The 18,196-nt window shown below is 64.8% G+C and carries 18 protein-coding genes and 1 pseudogene; 11 read left to right on the top strand and 8 right to left on the bottom strand.

Annotated features, from left to right (window positions below):
• Positions 1-17: 17 nt before the first annotated feature.
• Both A5711_RS08080 and A5711_RS08075 read right to left on the bottom strand, forming a co-directional pair.
• The gene (locus A5711_RS08080; protein WP_067945355.1) at positions 18-1,109 is read right to left on the bottom strand and encodes an amidohydrolase family protein; all 1,092 of its coding nucleotides are present in this window, start codon (positions 1,107-1,109) and stop codon (positions 18-20) included.
• Positions 1,110-1,434: 325 nt separating this feature from the next.
• A complete protein-coding gene (locus A5711_RS08075; RefSeq protein ID WP_067945268.1) occupies positions 1,435-1,815 on the bottom strand; it encodes a carboxymuconolactone decarboxylase family protein in 381 nt (126 codons plus the stop codon).
• A gap of 90 nt (positions 1,816-1,905) precedes the next feature.
• On the opposite strand from A5711_RS08075, the pseudogene A5711_RS26170 reads away from it, so the two are divergent.
• The 3 genes and pseudogenes from A5711_RS26170 to A5711_RS08065 all read left to right on the top strand — a co-directional run.
• Positions 1,906-2,050, top strand: a pseudogene (locus A5711_RS26170) (nitroreductase); the annotation flags it as partial.
• Positions 2,051-2,158: 108 nt separating this feature from the next.
• Positions 2,159-3,157: an acyl-CoA dehydrogenase family protein gene (locus A5711_RS08070; RefSeq protein WP_067945266.1), complete on the top strand. Its 999-nt coding sequence runs from the start codon at positions 2,159-2,161 to the stop codon at positions 3,155-3,157.
• The gene (locus tag A5711_RS08065; RefSeq protein WP_067945264.1) at positions 3,141-4,316 is read left to right on the top strand and encodes an acyl-CoA dehydrogenase family protein; all 1,176 of its coding nucleotides are present in this window, start codon (positions 3,141-3,143) and stop codon (positions 4,314-4,316) included. Before A5711_RS08070 ends, A5711_RS08065 begins: the two co-directional genes overlap by 17 nt.
• A gap of 80 nt (positions 4,317-4,396) precedes the next feature.
• On the opposite strand, the gene A5711_RS08060 is transcribed toward A5711_RS08065, so the two are convergent.
• The 6 genes from A5711_RS08060 to A5711_RS08035 form a co-directional block, all read right to left on the bottom strand.
• Entirely contained in the window at positions 4,397-4,957 is a 561-nt protein-coding gene (locus A5711_RS08060; RefSeq protein WP_067945262.1) for a hypothetical protein, read from the bottom strand.
• Positions 4,954-5,802, bottom strand: a complete 849-nt coding sequence (locus A5711_RS08055) for a hypothetical protein (protein WP_067945260.1) — start codon at positions 5,800-5,802, stop codon at positions 4,954-4,956. The genes A5711_RS08060 and A5711_RS08055 overlap by 4 nt, the downstream gene beginning before the upstream one ends.
• A 23-nt stretch (positions 5,803-5,825) precedes the next feature.
• The gene (locus A5711_RS08050; protein ID WP_067945258.1) at positions 5,826-6,272 is read right to left on the bottom strand and encodes a hypothetical protein; all 447 of its coding nucleotides are present in this window, start codon (positions 6,270-6,272) and stop codon (positions 5,826-5,828) included.
• Positions 6,273-6,391: 119 nt separating this feature from the next.
• Positions 6,392-7,756 carry a cytochrome P450 gene (locus A5711_RS08045; RefSeq protein WP_067945256.1) on the bottom strand — a complete coding sequence of 455 codons (1,365 nt, stop codon included), beginning with the start codon at positions 7,754-7,756 and terminating at the stop codon, positions 6,392-6,394.
• A gap of 47 nt (positions 7,757-7,803) precedes the next feature.
• On the bottom strand, positions 7,804-8,001 hold the full coding sequence (locus tag A5711_RS08040; protein WP_067945254.1) for a ferredoxin: 198 nt from the start codon (positions 7,999-8,001) through the stop codon (positions 7,804-7,806).
• 55 nt (positions 8,002-8,056) lie between these two features.
• Positions 8,057-8,758 carry an SDR family NAD(P)-dependent oxidoreductase gene (locus tag A5711_RS08035; protein WP_067945250.1) on the bottom strand — a complete coding sequence of 234 codons (702 nt, stop codon included), beginning with the start codon at positions 8,756-8,758 and terminating at the stop codon, positions 8,057-8,059.
• Positions 8,759-9,039: 281 nt separating this feature from the next.
• Between A5711_RS08035 and A5711_RS08030 the strand changes: the two genes are divergently transcribed.
• The 8 genes from A5711_RS08030 to A5711_RS07995 form a co-directional block, all read left to right on the top strand.
• Positions 9,040-10,569 (top strand): aldehyde dehydrogenase family protein, encoded by a 1,530-nt coding sequence (locus A5711_RS08030; protein WP_067945248.1) that lies wholly within the window; start codon positions 9,040-9,042, stop codon positions 10,567-10,569.
• On the top strand, positions 10,566-11,771 hold the full coding sequence (locus A5711_RS08025; RefSeq protein ID WP_067945246.1) for a CaiB/BaiF CoA-transferase family protein: 1,206 nt from the start codon (positions 10,566-10,568) through the stop codon (positions 11,769-11,771). Before A5711_RS08030 ends, A5711_RS08025 begins: the two co-directional genes overlap by 4 nt.
• Before the next feature lie 384 nt (positions 11,772-12,155).
• Positions 12,156-12,974 (top strand): ABC transporter permease, encoded by an 819-nt coding sequence (locus A5711_RS08020; protein WP_067945244.1) that lies wholly within the window; start codon positions 12,156-12,158, stop codon positions 12,972-12,974.
• A 9-nt stretch (positions 12,975-12,983) separates the two neighbouring features.
• Positions 12,984-13,829, top strand: coding sequence for an ABC transporter permease (locus A5711_RS08015; protein ID WP_067945242.1), 846 nt, complete (start codon positions 12,984-12,986; stop codon positions 13,827-13,829).
• Between the two features lie 19 nt (positions 13,830-13,848).
• Positions 13,849-15,105, top strand: a complete 1,257-nt coding sequence (locus A5711_RS08010; protein WP_067945239.1) for an MCE family protein — start codon at positions 13,849-13,851, stop codon at positions 15,103-15,105.
• Positions 15,102-16,124 (top strand): MCE family protein, encoded by a 1,023-nt coding sequence (locus tag A5711_RS08005; RefSeq protein WP_067945237.1) that lies wholly within the window; start codon positions 15,102-15,104, stop codon positions 16,122-16,124. The genes A5711_RS08010 and A5711_RS08005 overlap by 4 nt, the downstream gene beginning before the upstream one ends.
• The gene (locus tag A5711_RS08000; protein ID WP_067945353.1) at positions 16,124-17,242 is read left to right on the top strand and encodes an MCE family protein; all 1,119 of its coding nucleotides are present in this window, start codon (positions 16,124-16,126) and stop codon (positions 17,240-17,242) included. The genes A5711_RS08005 and A5711_RS08000 overlap by 1 nt, the downstream gene beginning before the upstream one ends.
• The coding region (locus tag A5711_RS07995; RefSeq protein WP_156673227.1) for an MCE family protein at positions 17,239-18,196 on the top strand (958 nt) is incomplete at its 3' end. The genes A5711_RS08000 and A5711_RS07995, both read left to right, overlap by 4 nt.

Raw genomic sequence — 18,196 nt, 5'->3', positions numbered from 1 at the left:
GGTATCACGTCGTACTTCTACTGTGCGCCCACCCCGGCGGGAATGTCTATGTTGTAGAGCTGCGCCGCGTTGCGCCAGCACAACTTCTCGCGTGGTTCGGCGGAGAGGGCGCGGGGAAGCTTTTTGATATCGCCGCACTGCCAGTGCGGGTAGCTGGAGCCGAACATCACCATGTCGTCCTTGCCGGTGAAGCCGAACCATTCGCCGGCGAACTCGGTGTCACCGGGACCGTCGAGACTGCCCTGAACGAAATACACGTGACCGGGCAGGTAATCGCTGGGAATCCGCGGTGCCCACGGTGTCTGCTCGAGGTGCGGCCGGCCGAATGTGTCCATCCGCCAGATGAACGGCGTCACGAAGTCCGCCGCGCCGTCGCCCCAGACGAATTTGAGGCCGTCGAAGCGCTCAAACACGCCCTCGGCGATCATGTTCATCAGGTGATAGATGTAGTTCAGCGCCATGAAGCTGACGTACTGCTCGTAGGTGCGGGTGTTCCCGTTGGGCGTTGGCGGAAAGGCGATGCCCGACCCGACTTCGATGTGCGCGGCAACGGGAAGGCCGGCGTCGACCGCGGCTTCCCACAGCGGCCAGAACTGTGGCTTGCCGTAGAGCTCGCGGGACTGCAGCGGAACGCCGATCTGGACCACCCGCGGGTGGCCACGCCACCTCTCGATCTCCCGCAGTGCGCCTGCGATGTCGTCGGGGTTCACCCGGATGGTGCCGCGGAACCGCTCGCCGAACTTGCTGGACTCCAGCCAGTCCGACACCATCATTTCGTTGTGCGCGGCGTGCAGCGCGCTGCCCAGGTGGCGGTCCGGCATGATGCCGCGGGCCATCGGGTGCAGGACCGCGACATCGACCCCGCGTTTCGAAAAGAGCTCATTGGCAACGAAATCCGGATCCGAACCGGGGTACTGACGGTCCGGGCCCTCGGTATCGGGCGCGTACTCTCCGCCCGGGGCGCCGTACCAGTCCATCTCGTAATCAGGGAAGCCCCGGCTCTTGAACGGCTCACGCAGGGTCTTGCGGAGCGCCTTGTTGGAAGGGAAGAAGATGTGCACGCTCGCATCGATGAGCGGGGTGCTGGTTCCGTCAGCGTGTTCGATCACGAAAGCCATCCTTCGACTCGGGCGCTCAAAGCGAACCCAGTCGGGTCATATGATAGATAACCTAACATTCTTCTCGGGAGCCAATCAACGGGTTTCCGGTAAGCGTTTCGTTTAGTCAACGTTCCTGGTAGCGAGTGCTTTCGCGGTCCTGGTGCAAGTGTCGTTCTTAAATTGCGATAATACCATTCTCCCGGTCCTGGATCAGTGCCATCCGCCTCTATCCAGCGGAGCCTGGCTGGGCCGGCGACCGGCCCCCGATCACACCGGTTGCCGTCTCGAGCGGTTTGATCACCGTCGTGAAGTCCGAGTGGGGGCCCTGGCCGACCTAGTCCTCATCCAGTTCGGCGAAGGCCTCGCGCGCGATGCGGAAGCTGTCGACCGCGGCCGGCACGCCCGCGTAAATGGCCACCTGCAGAAAGACCTCGCGGATCTCCTCGCGGCTGACGCCGTTGGTCAGCGCCGCCTTGACGTGCGTGCGTAATTCGTTGGGCCGGTTCAGTACCGAGATCATCGCTAGGTTGAGCATGCTGCGCGTCTTCCGGGGCAGCTCGTCGCGACCCCAGATCGCGCCCCAGCAGTATTCGGTGACGAGATCCTGCAGGGGCTGGGTGAAGTCGTCCGCGTCGGCGAGGGCCCGGTTGACGTACTCCTCGCCGAGAACGTCGGAGCGGATGTGTAGGCCCCGCTGATAGGTCTCGCGATCCAATGGTCTTCTCCTTGGTGGTGGTGGCGGCGTTGGCGATTGCAATCGCCCTAAGCGCAGTCTCGCATCGCGACTCCGCCGCGCGGTCTACGCGAGTTCCCCTCCGTCCTGTTCGCCCAGCAGCACTATCCGACCGCATCCGAACTTTCTGCTCGGCGGATCGATCTTTCCCGCCATGCAGAACTTTCTGCTGGCCGAGCCGGCCCAGGGCCTGGGCGCGTGCCTGACCAGCTTGGCCGGCAACCCCTCGTTCCCCGCGGGACCCCGTAACCGGTTTCCGAGATTATTACTTCCGCGTGCGAGAATGATATTCTCGCGGCGTCGGTGATGACAGGAGGCGGCCTTCATGCTGTTGGAGTTCGATGCCGATCAGCGGCTGTGGCAGAAGACCGTTCGCGACGCCGTGGCCAAGCAGTGCCCGCCCTCGCTGGTGCGCGGCGTGGCCGAGGACGGCGTCGATCCCAGCCCGTTGTGGAAGTCGTACGTCGATCAGGGCTGGACCGAGCTGAACGATCCGATTAGCGCCGTCGAACTGGCCATCGTCCTCGAGGAGTTGGGGCGCGCGACCGACCCCACCCCGTTCCTGGCGACAATGACCCAGTTCGCCCCGTTGGCGGCCGAGCACTTCGATCCCCACGAATCGGGCACCGCCGTATACACCGGGGTCGCCGCACATCGGGACGCCGAGGGTTGGCTGCTGGACGGTACGGCCCGCCATGTCCTCGACGGCGATCGCGTCGACCGCCTGGCGGTGGTGACCGACGCCGGGGTATTCCTCACCGCGGCGAACCAGGTGTCGGTGCGTCGCGCCGCCGTCTTCGACCCCGTCTTGCACGTCGCCGACCTGTCGTTCTGCGAAGTTCGGGTGCCCGACAGCGCCCGGCTCACGGTCGATTCCGAACGCGCGCACCACATGGCGCTGACCGGCATGGCGATCACCATGGTCGGTGCCTGCCAACGCATTCTCGACCTGGTGCTCGAACACGTCCGCAGCCGTCAGCAATTCGGTGTGCCGATCGGCTCGTTCCAGGCCGTCCAGCACAAGGCCGCGGACATGCACGTCGCCGTGGAACGCGCCCGTGCCCTCGCGTACTTCGCGGCGCTGACCATCGCGGCCGACGATCCCCGCCGCCGGCTCGCGGCGGCGATGGCCAAGGCGTCGGCGGGGGAGTGCCAGTCGCTGGTGTTCCGGCACGGGTTACAGCTCCACGGCGCAATGGGATTCACGTGGGAGAACGATCTGCAGTTCGCGCTGAAGCGAGCCAAGGCCGGTGAGCTGATGCTCGGCGGCGCCGCCGAGCACCGGGCGCGGATCGCGGAGGAATACCGTGCAGCTGACTTTTGATTCCGACGTCGAGGAGTTCCGGGCGGAGTTCGCGGCCTTCCTCGACGAGAACCTGCCTCCCGCAAGCGAAACGCTCGAGCGACCCCGGTCGGTCTCCCACATGCCGCAGTGGGCACGCGACTGGCAGCGGCTGCTGTTCGACAACGGCTGGCTACTGCCGAGCCAGCCACCGGAATTCGGTGGCCGCAACGCGACGGTCATTCAGCAGTTCGTCTATCTTGAAGAGCTCAGCCGCCGGCGGATCTACCACAGCTTCAACCCGCAGGGCGTGAACATCGTTGGCGCTTCGCTGTTGTCGTTCGGCAGCGACGAACAGAAGCGGCGCTGGGCGGTGCCGATCCTGCGGGCCGAGATCACCGCGTCACTCGGGATGAGCGAGCCCAGCGCGGGTTCCGACCTGGCGTCGTTGCGGACCCGCGCGGTGCTGGACGGCGATCACTTCGTGGTCAACGGCCAGAAGGTGTGGACCTCGGGCGCCCACGACGCCGACGTCTTGCTGACATTTGTGCGCACCAATCCAGATGCCCCGAAGCACAAGGGAATCAGCGCGCTGATCATCCCCACCGACACCCCGGGCCTCGTGCGCCGGCCGTTCCCGTCGATCTGCGGTGCCGATGATCTGGATTTCAACGAGGTGTTTTTCACCGATGTCCGCGTGCCTGCCGAGAACTTGGTCGGTGAGCTCGACCAGGGCTGGCGGGTCGCCAACGGATCGCTGGGGCACGAACGCACGATGATGTGGCTGGGCTTCGCCGATCGACTCGACAACATGATCGACGACTTCCATCCCAGCACCGAGGTCGAACGCGATCAGTACGCCAGCACGATCATGGACAAGCAGGCGTTGCGCCTGCTGGGTTCGGTGGCCCTGGCCCGCGCGTCGCGCGGCGAAGACGACGTGGCGGCGATCTCGGTGCTCAAGCTGCTCGGGTCCGAGGCCGAGTTGCGTGGCATGGAGCTTGCGCTGACGTCGGCGGGCTCCGAAGGGCTCGTTCACCCGGGCCTGACCGGGCCGTACGCGCACATGAACCTCGACCACTATTTCGCCAGCTGGTTCGAGCGCTACGCCCGCAGCTTTTCCGGGACGATCGCCGGGGGCACCTCGGAAATCCAGCGCAACATCATCGCCCAGCGGGTGCTCGGCCTGCCGCGGGGATGACTTGCCTCCACGAGTGTGAAGCTGTCTTCACACTCGAACCCCAGTGTGCGGCTAGCTTCACATTCGGCGAGGCGGCCCGGCTAGACCGGGTCGAACTTGGTGATCAGCCAATTGCCGTTGACGCGGGTCAAACTCACCAGCACGCTGCTGGAAGCCATCGCGGGTTCGGGATTGTCCTTGCTCGTGGTGCTCTGGTCGACCAACACCAGCACGACGGCCGAATTCGGATGTAACTCCGAGACCGCGGCCCCGATTACCCGAGCGTTAGTTTTCAGCGACTTCTGTTTGGCCGCCGGAGCGACGATCTGCTCGGTGAACTGGTTGTAGTACGACAGGAAATCCCCGGACAGGTGCGACTTTGCCGCGGCGAAGTCTTTGTCGAGCGAGTCGGGCGAGTAGGACAGCAACGCGACCGTTCCGTCGGACGCCGAGCTGACGACCGCGTTCGCGACGCTGGGGTCGGTCTGCTTGTCCGGCCGGTACTCCTTGAAGTACAGCCACGTCGCCGTGGCGCCGGAGATCAGCAGAAGCAAAATCAGAACGGCGGGAACGACTTTCACCTTGCGCCATGGACGCCCGCTGCCCCCGGCCCGTTCGGAACGGTCGTCGGCGGTGTCGATGCCGCGGTTGTCTTCGCTCACGGGACGAACTCCAGTTTGGACATCTTGTATTGCCCGCCGTCGTCGGTGACGGTCACCTTGAGCCGCCAATTTCGTGGCTCGTCTTTGGCGCCCGCGGCATTGCTGATGCGCGATGACGCCGCTACGAGTACCAACGCGGAATTCCCGTCGATGGACTGTACGGCCGCCGCATTCACGGTCCCCTGCGTGACGACTTTGGACTGCTCGACCACGGTCGTGAAATCCTTTGCGCGCTGCTGGAAGTCGTCCCGGAACTGGCCCGTGGAGCTGTCGATCACCCGCTGGACGTCCTCCTTGGCCCTGTTGAAGTCCATCGAAAACATGTTGACGACGCCTTGCCTGGCCCCCGCGATGAAGTTGGCGGTGCGCTGGTTGCGCTCGGTGGTTTCGTGGCGTTCCCACATCATGTATCCGCTGGCGGCGACGAAGGCGCAGATGAGGATGATGACGGCCGCCTTCCACGCCACGGACCACGGTGGCAGTCGCACGCGACGCCGGGAGCGGGCCGACTCGGATTCCGGCTCCGCCGTATCGGCGGGCTCGGCGGGGACTTCCTCCTCGGTCTCCGCTGCGACGGTGTCGGTGGTGTCGTCTTTGGTCTCCGCCTCGGCGGTGTCGGTGGTGTCCTCGTGGGCGTCCGAGGCTTCCTCGGCGGCCTTTGACTCGGCCTCTTTCTCAGCTTGTGCCTGCGCTTCGCGGCGGAGTCGGGCGGCACGAGCACGGGCGCGCGCCGCGGCGGCCAGCGCTTCAGCCTCGGCCGCTTCGGCCTCGGCTTCCTCTAGCAACGCCATTGCGTCGGCCTTCGATTTTGCCGAATCTTGGGGCGGTTCCTTCGCCTCAGCCATCGTGCTTACTGACTCTCACGCGGCTACCATCGCACGAGCGAGAACGGCCAACTGTTGGTGCCCCCCGGTCCGCCACCGCAACCGGTGTCGTACGTCGAATCGACCTGACCCGCCAGCGTCACCGCATCCCACGAGTAAACGTCGTGCGAGGGAAAGAACTGGACCACGCAGCGCACCCCGTCGGGCACATCAACCGCCATGGTGTAGCGGCCGTTGGAAAGGTGAGCATCTGACTTCCAGAAGGCCGCTTGCCCGTTGGGTTGCGCAATCGCTTGTACCGTCAGGCATTCCGGTCCCTGATCGTATCTGCACGGCCGAATCGCAAAGATCCAGCTGTGGCCGGGATCCCGCGGGGTGTCCAGCCGGTAGTTGCCGATCTGCATGTCCGCGTGAGCGGTGGGCGTAAGAGTCAGCGCGGCCGTCGCGAGCGCGAGGCTCGCTGCGAAAGTCTTCACCGATGCGTCTCCCATCTCTGCGCACGCGCCTGGCCTGAATATAGAGCGCGGGCCCGCTGAACAGGCGTACTCGGAAAAACTGGAGCGGTCAATGGCGGCTTTCTCCTGCATGGCGACGCTGGACCGCGAGCGGCTCAGTCGATGACGGCGGCTTCCTTGCGTTCGGTGATCGGTCTGGCGAGTTCTTGCTCGTCACAAATGCGCTGCAGCTTCTCCAGCGTCTCGTCCAGGCCGGCGCCGAGCCTTCGGCCGGGGCTGAAGGTGGCCGGCAACTTGCGCATGCCCTGGATGACGCCAATGGTCTCGTAGTGGACGGTGCCTTCCGGGTCGCATCGATAATCGGGCATCCGATCGAGCACGGCGGTGAGCATCGATTTGAACACCGTACGCGCCACGTTCGACCCGGCACACCGATGGACTCCCAGCCCGAAGCTGAAGTGGCGGTTGCCTTTACGGTCGAGCACGATGTCGTCCGGGTCGTGGAATACCGATGGATCGCGGTTGGCCATCGCCCACGAGATCCACAGCCGCTCGCCCTCCTTGAACTGCGTGCCGTCGAGCTCGACATCATCGGAGAATGTCCGGCCGTCGCCAGGCGCGGGAGTGAAGTAGCGCAGGAATTCCTCGGTGGCGGGGTCGAGCAGCGTTTTGCGCTCGTTGCTGAGCAGTTCCCGCTGCTCGGGATGCTCGGAAAGCCACTCCAACGAGTGGGCGGTCAGGGCGGTGGTGGTGTCGAAGCCGCCGCCGATGACCAAGCCGAGGTTCCCGAGGATTTCCAGGTCGGGCGCCGGTTCCCCGTCAATGCGCATCTGCAGCAGGGCATTCACGATTCCCGGCCGCGGATTCTCGCGGATCTCGAGCATGTTGTTCACCATGTCGAGGCCCATCTGCTTGTGCATTTCGGTGACGCGCTCGATGTCGGGAGAGTGCTCGGGCGTGTACACCGCGGCGTGCACCGGCTCGCTGTACATGTTCCATTTCTTCAGCGGGATGCCCATCATCGCCAAAGTCAGGACGGCCGGAACGATGTTGGCCAGATCGTCGACGAAGTCGATGCTTCCGCCCTCGATCTTTTCGTCGAGGCAGGCGCGCGTCACGTCGTCGATGAACGGCTCCCAGCGCTTGACCGCCGCCGGCGACAGGTAGGGATTGAGCACGGTGCGGTAAATGCGGTGCTCGGGGTCGTCCATCTCCAGGATGCCGCCGCGCACCACGCTGACCCGGCTCGCGGTGGGGATCGAAATGCCTTTGTAGCCACGACGTTCGCCGTTGATGTCGTGATCGTTGGAGACGGCCGGGCAGCGGGCCAGCTCGAAGACCTCATGGCTGCCCGCCGCGACCCAATGCCCGCCGTAGGTCTCACTCCACGCCATCGGGCACTTGGTGTGCATCTCCTTGGTGATTGACTTGAACTTCGACCGGTACTCCGGGGAATGCCGATCGAAGTGGTACCGGTTCCTTTTGCGGTCGCTGTCGCTGACGACGTCGTCGACACTCAAAGCTCTGTCTCCCTAGGTATTTCGTCGGTCAGTGTCCGGATGAGGACTCAGTCGTCGGTGATGATGATCGCCTGCTCCGGGCAGGACTGGGCGGCTTCACGCACCTGGTCCTGCCGGTCTACGGGGACCACTTCGTCGATCGCGGAAGAACTGCCGTCGATGTCGCTGAGCTGAAACGACTCCGGCGCGATCATCGCGCAGAGGGTGTGACCCTGGCATCGTTCTGAATCCACCCAAACCTTCACGGGTTGTCTCCTCCCACCTGATCTGGTTGCCGGGCACCGCTGAACGAATCGGTACTCAGGTGTTGCGACCGCCGTTGACGCCCAAGAGCTGACCGGTGATGTAGGCGGCTTCGTCGGACACCAGGAAAGCGCATGCCGCCGCGATGTCTTCCGGCTTCCCCATCCGGCGCACCGGGGTTCGCGCGATGGTCTCGTCGATGTCCCCCAGGAATCCGTTCTTCGCCGCGGCGCGCAGCATCGGGGTGTCGATGAAGCCCGGCGGCACCGCGTTGACGGTGATGCCGCTGGGCCCGTACTCGAGCGCCAGGGATTTGGTGAGCCCGTTCACCGCGGACTTGGCCGCCACGTAATGGCTCATATAGGGCGCGCCGGAATGCGTGCTCGACGAAGAGATATTGACGATCCGTCCCCACTTCGCCTCGAGCATGTCGGGCAAGACCACCTGAATGGTGTGGAAGACGCCGTTGAGGTTGACGTCGATCACCCGCTGCCAGTCCTCGAAGGTGATGTTGTTGAAGCGCTTGAATCCGTCCAGGCCCGCCGCGTTGACGAGGACGGTGACCGGCCCGAGCTTCGCGCGGATCGCCGCGAAGGCCGCGTCCACCTGCGATCGGTCGGTGACGTCCGCGGTAAAGCACTGATCGCCGTCCGACGGTCGGAGGTCGATCGTGGCGACGTCGAGACCGTCGGCGCGCAACCGGTGCGCGACGGCAAGGCCGATGCCGGATCCGCCACCGGTGACCACCGCAGTCTTCACGTGCAGGCCTCTGCTCCAAACGTGACCGTCTCAGTCACAAAGAATCTCGCTTACAATTATGAGAACCCTACTCTCACGCGGGAGTCTGTCGCAACACACTCCGGAAACCCTGTTCGGCCTGCGTCAAACTACTCGGCGTGGCGATCCGTTGGCCTCTGCGTTGCTGGTCAGTGGCCCGCCCTCATTCCTGAGGGTTTCTTGAATTATCGAGACTCGAATGTAAGATTCGCCGGGGAAGAGAATCAAATTATCGTGACCGTCACCACATTAGGGAGTACGGAATGCCTGCCCAGGACACGGCAGAGCCCGCCACTGCGACTGCAGCCACCATCGCGGATGCCGCGCCTGGATCAGCCTCCGACCGCCGACTGTTGATCGGCGGCCGGCTGGTCACCACCGACAAATCGTTCGCGTCGATCAATCCCGCCACCGGCGCTGTCGTCGGGCACGCCCCCGACGCCGGTGTCGAGGAGGCCGAAGCGGCGATCGCCGCGGCCCGGCGTGCCTTCGACACCACCAGTTGGCCCACCGACGTCGAGTTGCGGATCCGCTGCCTCGACCAACTGCATCGGGCGCTGATCGAACACGCCGACGAGTTGCGTGACCTGACGATCGCCGAAGTGGGCGCCACCCGGGCGCTGACCCAGGGCGCCCAGCTCGACGAGCCGATCGCCATCGTGCGCTTCTACGCGGATCTGCTTCGCAGGTACGAGTTCTCCGAAGATCTCGGCGAGAAAGAATCGCGCGGCATGCTCCACCACCGCTGGGTGGAAAAGGAAGCCGCCGGGGTGGTCGCCGCGATCATCGCCTACAACTACCCAAACCAGCTGGCGCTGGCGAAGCTGGCCCCCGCGCTGGCCGCCGGGTGCACCGTGGTCCTCAAAGGCGCGCCGGACACACCGTTGATCACCCTGGCGCTCGGTGAGCTGATCGCCAACCACACCGACATACCCGACGGCGTGGTCAATGTGCTCAGCTCCTCGGGCCCCGAGGCGGGCGAGGTGCTGACCACCAGCCCCGACGTCGACGTCGTCACCTTCACCGGATCAACAGCGGTGGGGCGCAAGATCATGGCCGCCGCGAGTGAAACGGTCAAGCGCGTCTTCCTGGAACTGGGTGGCAAATCGGCCGCCATCGTGCTCGACGATGCCGACTTCGCCGGCGCGGCCATGTTCGCGGCATTCAGCATGGTGACCCACGCGGGGCAGGGATGTGCGCTGACGTCTCGGCTGCTGGTACCCAGGTCGCATCACGACGAGATCGTCGCGTTGGTCGCAGAGAACTTCGCCAAGGTGCGCCACGGCGACCCGGCCGATCCGAAAACCTACATGGGCCCACTGATCAACGAGCGCCAGCGGGACAAGGTCGACGGCATGGTGCAGCGGGCCGTCGCCGCGGGCGCGACCCTGGTCACCGGTGGCCAGCGGTTGGAGCCGGGCTACTTCTATGCGCCGACGCTGCTGACCAACGTCGATCCCGGCAGCGAGATCGCTCAGGAGGAGGTCTTCGGACCGGTGCTCGTCGTCATCGCGTTCGACGATGACGACGACGCGGTGCGCATCGCCAACAACTCGATCTACGGCCTGGCCGGCGCGGTCTTCAGCGGCGACCAGGACCGGGCGCTTGCGGTGGCGCGCCGGATCCGGACCGGTTCCTTCTCGATCAACGGCGGCAACTACTTCGGCGCGGACAGCCCGTTCGGTGGCTTCAAGCAGTCGGGGGTGGGCCGCGAGATGGGTGTGGCCGGGCTGGAGGAATTCTTGGAACGCAAAACGTATGCGGTTCCGGCGGCGAACGGGGCCACGGCGTGAGGCCGCTCGAGGGCATCCGCGTCCTGGAAGTCGCCATGTACGGGTTCGTCCCGTCGGCGGGCGCGGTGCTCGCCGAGTGGGGCGCCGACGTGGTCAAAGTCGAGCACGCGGTCACCGGCGATCCGCAGCGAGGGCTGCGACAGACCGGCATGCTGCGCGTCGAGGGTGACCCTAACCCGAACATCGAACACGCGAACCGCGGCAAGCGCAGCATCGGGCTGGACATGTCGGTGCCCGGGGGCAAGGAGGTGCTCTACGAGCTGGCCCGCCGATCGGATGTGTTCCTCACCAGCTTCCTGCCCGGCGCCCGCCAGAAGTTCGGGATCGACATCGACGACATCAGGGCGGTGAACCCGAAGATCATCTACGCGCGGGGAAGCGCGCTCGGCCCGCGGGGCGAAGAGTCGGTCAAGGGCGGCTATGACATGACCGCGTTCTGGTGCCGGGCCGGAACCGCAGCGACCATCACGCCCGCCGGCATGCCGGGAATGATCGGGCCGCCCGGCCCGGCGTACGGCGACACCATCTCCGGCACCAACCTCGCCGGTGGCATCGCAGCGGCGCTGCTCAAACGGGAGCGCACCGGCGAGCCGTCCGTCGTCGACGTGTCGCTCCTCGGCAGTGGGCTTTGGTCGATGGGACACACGGTCGCGCTGACAAATTATCTGGGCCAGCGGCTTGAAGCGCCGCCGCCCGGCGTGCACGGCGCCCCCAACAATCCTTTGGTCGGGCTCTACACCACGTCCGACGGTCGCTATATCTCCTTCGTGATGATGCAGCCCACCAAGTTTTGGGCCGACGTCTGCCGGCACGTCGACCTGCCGGAGCTGGCCGAGGACCCGCGCTTCGAAACGGTGGAGAAGATCGCCGCCAACACAGCGGAGGCGGTGGAGATCCTGACCAAGGTCGTCGCCACCCGCACGCTGGAAGAGTGGAGCGAACGCTTCGCCACGCTGGCCGGTCCCTGGGCGCCCGTGCAGGACACCCTGCAAGCCGCCAAAGACGCACAGATCCGGTCCAACGAGTACATCGTGCAGGCAGGCGAACTCGAGTTGGTCGCGAATCCGGTCCAGTTCGACGTCGCGGCCCCACAGACCGGCCCGGCGCCCGGCTTCGCCGAGCAGACCGACGACATCTTGGTGGAACTCGGGCTCGACTGGGACCGCATCATCGAACTCAAGACGGCCGGCGCCGTCACCTAGAGCCGGAGGAGCCCTTGATGTTTGTGCCGACCGTCGCGTCCGTTGTGCGTCAGTCGCCCTGGCTAAGCGGTGTGCTGATGGATTGTCGGATAACGGTTATGCATTTTCCGTTCCGCCTGGACTCGGCATGAGTCATAATCGCCGGACGCTTCAAGACACGGGGCCCCACGTTTTGAAGCGTCTACTCACGCAACAGAACGGAGGTCCTGGCGTGAGGATGGACAGCGCTGTCATGCCCGAGGCATCTGCCGGATTCCGGCCGCCCACAGGGCGTTTCGCCGTCGCCTGCACGCCCCGGTGGCCCTCGCTTCGGCCAAATCTACAGCAGTCAGTACGCGACAACAAGACTGTCGGTCTCGTAACTCAGGAAAGAGTCTGAGGCCGATGGCAACTAAGGGAGCCGACCACTGGTCAGCGGGATTGCCCCAGCTGAAACTGAAATGGGACATGTCGGGGCCCATGCAGGCCGTCGGAGCGTTGTTCGCAATGTCGGCCGATGCGGTCAAATTCGTGTTCCGCCGGCCCTTCCAGTGGCGTGAGTTCTTGGAGCAGTCCTGGTTCGTCGCGCGGGTATCGCTGGCTCCCACCCTGCTGGTAGCCATCCCGTTTACCGTCCTCGTCAGCTTCACGCTCAACATCCTCTTGCGCGAACTGGGCGCGGCGGACCTATCCGGTGCGGGCGCCGCGTTCGGTGCGGTCACCCAGCTCGGACCGCTGGTCACGGTTTTGATCGTGGCGGGCGCGGGTGCCACGGCAATGTGTGCGGACTTGGGAGCACGAACAATTCGTGAAGAGATCGACGCGATGGAGGTGCTGGGCATCAACCCGGTGCAACGTTTGGTCACCCCGCGGATGCTGGCTTCCGGACTGGTCGCCTTCTTGCTCAACAGCCTCGTGGTGATCATCGGCGTCCTTGGCGGTTACGTCTTTTCGGTCTTTGTGCAAGACGTCAATCCCGGCGCGTTCGCCGCGGGTATCACGCTGCTCACGGGCGTGCCAGAGGTCATCATTTCGTGTGTCAAGGCAGCCCTTTTCGGCCTCATCGCCGGCTTGGTGGCCTGCTATCGGGGCCTCTCGATCACCGGCGGGGGCGCCAAGGCCGTTGGCAACGCGGTGAACGAGACCGTGGTCTACGCCTTCATGTCCCTGTTCGTCGTCAACGTGGTCGTGACCGCGATCGGCATCAAGATGACGGCGAAGTAGGGGCTGCCAATGGCGCTGAGGGCCACATATCCGCGATTAATCCGCCAATTCGAGAGGCCGGTCGCCTCGTTGGGGCGGATCGGCGACCACACCCTGTTCTACGGCAAGGCGCTCGCCGGAGTGCCGTTCGCCGCTACCCGCTACACGCGCGAAGTCGTTCGGCTGGTCGCCGAGATAAGCATGGGCGCAGGCACTTTGGCGATGATCGGCGGAACCGTTGTGATCGTCGGCTTCCTGACGCTGGCGGCGGGCGGCACCCTGGCCATTCAGGGCTACACCTCGCTGGGCAACATCGGCATCGAGGCGCTGACGGGCTTCTTGTCCGCGTTCATCAACGTGCGCATCGCGGCACCGGTGGTCGCCGGGATCGGTCTGGCGGCCACCTTCGGCGCCGGGGTGACCGCCCAGCTGGGTGCCATGCGGATCAACGAAGAAGTCGATGCGTTGGAGAGCATGGCGATTCGGCCGGTTGCCTACTTGGTGAGCACCAGGATCCTGGCCGGAATGATGGCCATCACACCCTTGTACGCGATCGCCGTCATCCTGTCGTTCGTGGCCAGCCAGTTCACCACGACTTTCCTGCTCGGACAGTCGCAGGGCTTGTACCAGCACTACTTCAACACCTTCCTGAACCCGATCGACCTGTTGTGGTCGTTCCTGCAGGCCATCCTGATGGCGCTCACGATCCTGCTGATCCACACCTACTACGGCTATTTCGCTTCGGGGGGGCCTGCCGGTGTCGGCAACGCGACCGGTAACGCGGTGCGCACCTCGCTCATCGTCGTGGTGTCCGTAACGCTGTTGGTCTCGCTGTCTATCTACGGTACGAACGGCAACTTCAACCTGTCCGGTTAGCGAAGGAGGTGGAACGGCAGTGACGCAGAGTGTGCCAGCCGGTCGCGCGGCCGCCGGGCGACCTCCGCGCGCCGGCCATGCCCGGCCCGCCGGGCGCAGCTATCTGGCGCCCCTGCTGGGGTTGGCGACTGTCGTCATCATTGGCGTGATTTTCGCCGTGGCAGTGGGCCTGTTTCAGGGCTCCTTCACCGAATCCGTGCCGGTGACCGTGATCTCGCAACGCGCCGGTCTGGTCATGAACCCGGACGCCAAGGTCAAGCTGCGCGGCGTGCAGGTTGGCAAGGTCGCCTCGATCGACTCGCTGCCCGACGGCAAGGCGGCCATCCACTTGGCGATGGACCCCTCGCAATTGCGCTTCATTCCCGGCAACGTGCTTGTCGACATCGCGTCATCGACGGTATTCGGCGCGAAGTCGGTCCTGTTGGTGGAACCGGCGCAACCGTCGGCTCAGCGGCTACACGCGGGCCAGACGCTGCAGGGCCAGCACGTCATGGTCGAAGTCAATACGGTGTTCCAGCAGTTGGTTTCGGTCCTCGAGCACATCGACCCACCAAAGCTCAACGAGTCGCTGGGTGCGCTCGCCCAGGCGTTCAGTGGGCGGGGTCCACAGCTTGGCCAGTCGCTGAGCGATCTGGATTCGTTCTTGGCCAGGCTGGAGCCGAGCCTTCCGGCATTCCGGCACGACCTCTCGGTCTTGCCGGTGGTGTCCAACGCCTACGCCGACGCGGCACCGAATCTGGTGAAAACCGCGGCCAACGCGACGCGAATCAGCAAGACGCTCGTCGAGGAGCAGCGCAACCTGGATGCGTTGCTGATCAGCGCGATCGGCTTGGCCGACATCGGCAACGACGTCTTGTCGACGAACCGCCAACCGCTGACGAACGTGATGCACCTGCTGGTGCCGACCACCGACCTGACCAACGAGTATCATGAGGCGCTCACCTGCAGTCTCGGCGGGTTGGTAACGATAGCCCACAGTCCCCCGTTGTCGGAACCGAGCATCAACATCTCGGCGAGCCTCACGTGGGGCGGCGAGCGTTACCGGTATCCGACAAACCTGCCCAAGGTTGCCGCGACGGGTGGACCGCAGTGCCTGGGACTGCCGGCAATTCCGTTCAACTCGGCTCCGCCGCAATTCATCACCGATATCGGCGCCAACCCTGTGGGGTACGGGAACCCGCAGCTGCTGATCAACTCCGATCTGCTCAAACAGCTGTTGTACGGGCCGATCGCAGGCCCGCCACGCAACTCCGCCATGGTGGGAATGCCCGGATGAGAACCCGCGCCACTCTGATCAAGTTCACGATCTTCGCGGTCGTGATGGCGATGCTGACCGCCTTCCTGTTCTTCATCTTCGGCCAGTACCGCACCGGTGCCACGAACGGGTATTCGGCCGTGTTCTCCGACGTGTCGCGTCTTAAGCCCGGGCAGTCGGTGCGGGTCGCCGGCATCCGGGTAGGCACCGTCAACGGTGTTTCGCTGCAGCCGGACAAGAAAGTCGTGGTGCACTTCGACGCCGACCGCAACGTCGTCCTCACCGAGGGCACCAGGGCGGCGGTCCGCTACCTCAACCTGGTGGGGGATCGCTACCTCGAACTCGTCGACGGTCCGGGCTCACCCAAGCGGCTGCCCGTCGGCGGTCAGATTCCGGTTGACCGCACAGCACCGGCACTCGACCTCGATCTGCTGCTCGGCGGGCTGAAACCCGTGACCCAGGGGCTGAATGCGCAAGACGTCAACGCCTTGACTGCAGGCTTGCTGCAGGTCTTCCAGGGGCAGGGCGGAACGCTCGAATCACTCTTCTCCAAGACGACGTCGTTCTCAAACGCGTTGGCCGACAACGACCAAACCGTGCAGCAACTGATCGACAACCTCAACATCGTGATCGGCACGATCTCCAAGGACGGCACCAAGTTCTCGGGTGCGATCGATCGTCTCGAGCGGCTCGTCAGCGGGTTGTCGGACGACCGCAACACCATCGGCTCGGCGATCGACGCCCTGGACCGGGGAACCGCCTCGCTGGCGGATCTGCTGACCAGCGCGCGCCCCCCGCTCGCGGGCACCATTGATCAGCTGAGCCGGCTGGCGCCGATTCTCGATGGCGACAAGGACCGCCTCGACGCGGCGATTGAGAAGGCGCCGAAGAACTACCGCAAGCTGGTCCGACTCGGCGTGAACGGCGCCACCATCCCGTACTACCTCTGCATGTTGGAACTGCGCGGTACGGATCTTCAGGGCAGGACGGTGAAGGCCCCGATTTTCAGGTCAGAAGCGGGAAGGTGCACGGAACCCTGATGCTCAAGTATCGCGGAGCTGGGCTCGTCAAGGCCGGCCTTATCGGCGTCGTTTTGGCGGTGATGGTGATCCTGGTGGGCCTGTCGCCCGACCGGTTCATCTCGTGGGCGACGATGGTCAGGTACCAGGCGCTGTTCACGGAAGCCGGCGGCCTTGCGACCGGCAACCCCGTGATCGTCTCGGGCGTGAAGGTCGGCACGGTGTCGGATGTGAGGCTGCGCCACGGCGATGCGCTGGTCACATTCGCGATGAAGGGCAACGTCCTGTTGGGGTCGGAGACGTCCGCGCACATCCGTACCGGCACGCTGCTCGGCGAGCGGATGCTGGCGTTGGAGTCCGCCGGCAGCGGCACGATGCACCCGATGGCACTCATTCCCGTCTCGCGCACGTCGTCGCCGTACTCGCTCACGGAAGCGGTCAGCGACCTGACGACCGATACTGCCGGAACCAATACCGCGGCGCTGAACCAGTCGTTGGACACGCTTTCGGCGACGCTCGACCAGATCGCCCCCCAAATGGGCCCGGCCTTCGATGCACTCACCCGGTTATCGCGCACGCTCAACAGCCGCAACAAGAACCTGGGCGAGCTGTTCAAGAGCGCCGGCGACGTCACCGGGATTCTCTCCGAGCGTAGCCAGCAGGTCAACAAGCTCATCCTCAACTCCGACACTCTGCTCCAGGTGCTGGTGGCACGCCGGCAGGAGATCGTCGACCTGCTGGCGAACACCTCGGCGGTGTCTAAGCAGCTGACGGGGTTGGTGCACGACAACGAAGCCAAATTGGCCCCGACGCTCGAGAAGCTGAACTCGGTGACCGCGATGCTGGAGAAGAACCGCGACAATATCGGAAAAGCGCTGCAAGGGCTCAAGAAATTCGAGGTCACCGTCGGTGAGGGCATCTCAAGCATGTACGCCTACTCGGCTTTCGTCCCGAACTTCCTTGTCCCACAACTCTTCCAACCGATCTTCGACTACCTCTGGGGATTCCGCACCTTCGATACTTCGAAGGGCCCCGGCCACCCGTCACCGTTGCCGCGGTCGCTGACTCCCTGGCCGTACAACGGTATTCCGGTGTGCCCAGGCTGCACGTTGGGCGGCAGGGTCGGAGGATCACAATGACCTCGCGGATTCCCCGAAACAGGTTGATGGCCGTGGCGGCGGTTGTCCTGGTCGGGCTGATCGCTGCAGGCGCTGCCGTGCTCGTCCGCAATACGGTGTTCGGCCCGAAGACCATCACCGCCTACTTCACCACCGCCACCGCGATCTACCCTCATGACGAGGTGCGGGTCTCAGGTGTCAAGGTCGGCAGCATCAAATCCATTCAGCCGCAGGGCACACAGGCCAAGATGACGCTCGAGGTCGACCGCGATGTGCCGATTCCGGCGGATGCGAAGGCGGTCATCGTCGCCTCGAACCTGGTGTCCGCCCGCTACGTTCAGCTCTCGCCGGCGTATCGCGACAGCGGACCGGTGATGCGCGATGGCGCGATCATCCCGGTGGAACGAACCGCGGTGCCGGTCGAATGGGACGAGGTCAAAACCCAATTGATGCGTCTGGCAACGGATTTGGGACCAAAAAGCGGTGTATCAGGCACGTCGGTGGGCCGGTTCATCGACAGCGCCGCCAACGCGCTCGACGGCAACGGCGACAAGCTGCGGCAAACCCTCGGCCAACTGTCCGGCGTGGGCCGCATCCTCGCCAACGGCAGCGGCAACATCGTCGACATCATCAAGAACCTGCAGACCTTCGTCGGCGCGTTGCGCGACAGCAACGTGCAGATCGTCCAGTTCAACGACCGCCTGGCCACCCTCACCAGCGTGGTCGACGACAGCCGATCCGACCTGGACGCGGCGCTGACCGATCTGTCGACGGCGGTCGGCGAGGTGCAGCGCTTCATCGCCGGGACGCGCAACCAGACCAGCGAGCAGATCGCCCGGCTGGCCGACGTGACGCAGAACCTGGTCGATCACCACATGGATCTGGAAAACATCCTGCACACCTCGCCGAACGCGCTCGGCAACTTCTTCAACGACTACAACGCCGACACCGGAACCATCGTGGGCGGCTTCGGGA

The organism is Mycobacterium sp. E2238 (genome assembly GCF_001672665.1).
Classification (GTDB): Bacteria; Actinomycetota; Actinomycetes; order Mycobacteriales; family Mycobacteriaceae; genus Mycobacterium.
The sequence above is the reverse complement of the archived record's forward strand: the minus strand, read 5'-3'. Positions and strand labels throughout refer to the sequence as shown.

What these genes read in the sequence shown, in the direction of transcription:
- A5711_RS08020 (WP_067945244.1), top strand. Translation starts at nt 12,156, where the DNA reads ATGGCAACTAAGGGAGCCGACCACTGGTCAGCGGGATTGCCCCAGCTG.
- A5711_RS08055 (WP_067945260.1), bottom strand. Translation starts at nt 5,802, where the DNA reads ATGGCTGAGGCGAAGGAACCGCCCCAAGATTCGGCAAAATCGAAGGCC.
- A5711_RS08070 (WP_067945266.1), top strand. Translation starts at nt 2,159, where the DNA reads ATGCTGTTGGAGTTCGATGCCGATCAGCGGCTGTGGCAGAAGACCGTT.
- A5711_RS08015 (WP_067945242.1), top strand. Translation starts at nt 12,984, where the DNA reads ATGGCGCTGAGGGCCACATATCCGCGATTAATCCGCCAATTCGAGAGG.
- A5711_RS08030 (WP_067945248.1), top strand. Translation starts at nt 9,040, where the DNA reads ATGCCTGCCCAGGACACGGCAGAGCCCGCCACTGCGACTGCAGCCACC.
- A5711_RS08005 (WP_067945237.1), top strand. Translation starts at nt 15,102, where the DNA reads ATGAGAACCCGCGCCACTCTGATCAAGTTCACGATCTTCGCGGTCGTG.
- A5711_RS08050 (WP_067945258.1), bottom strand. Translation starts at nt 6,272, where the DNA reads ATGGGAGACGCATCGGTGAAGACTTTCGCAGCGAGCCTCGCGCTCGCG.
- A5711_RS08000 (WP_067945353.1), top strand. Translation starts at nt 16,124, where the DNA reads ATGCTCAAGTATCGCGGAGCTGGGCTCGTCAAGGCCGGCCTTATCGGC.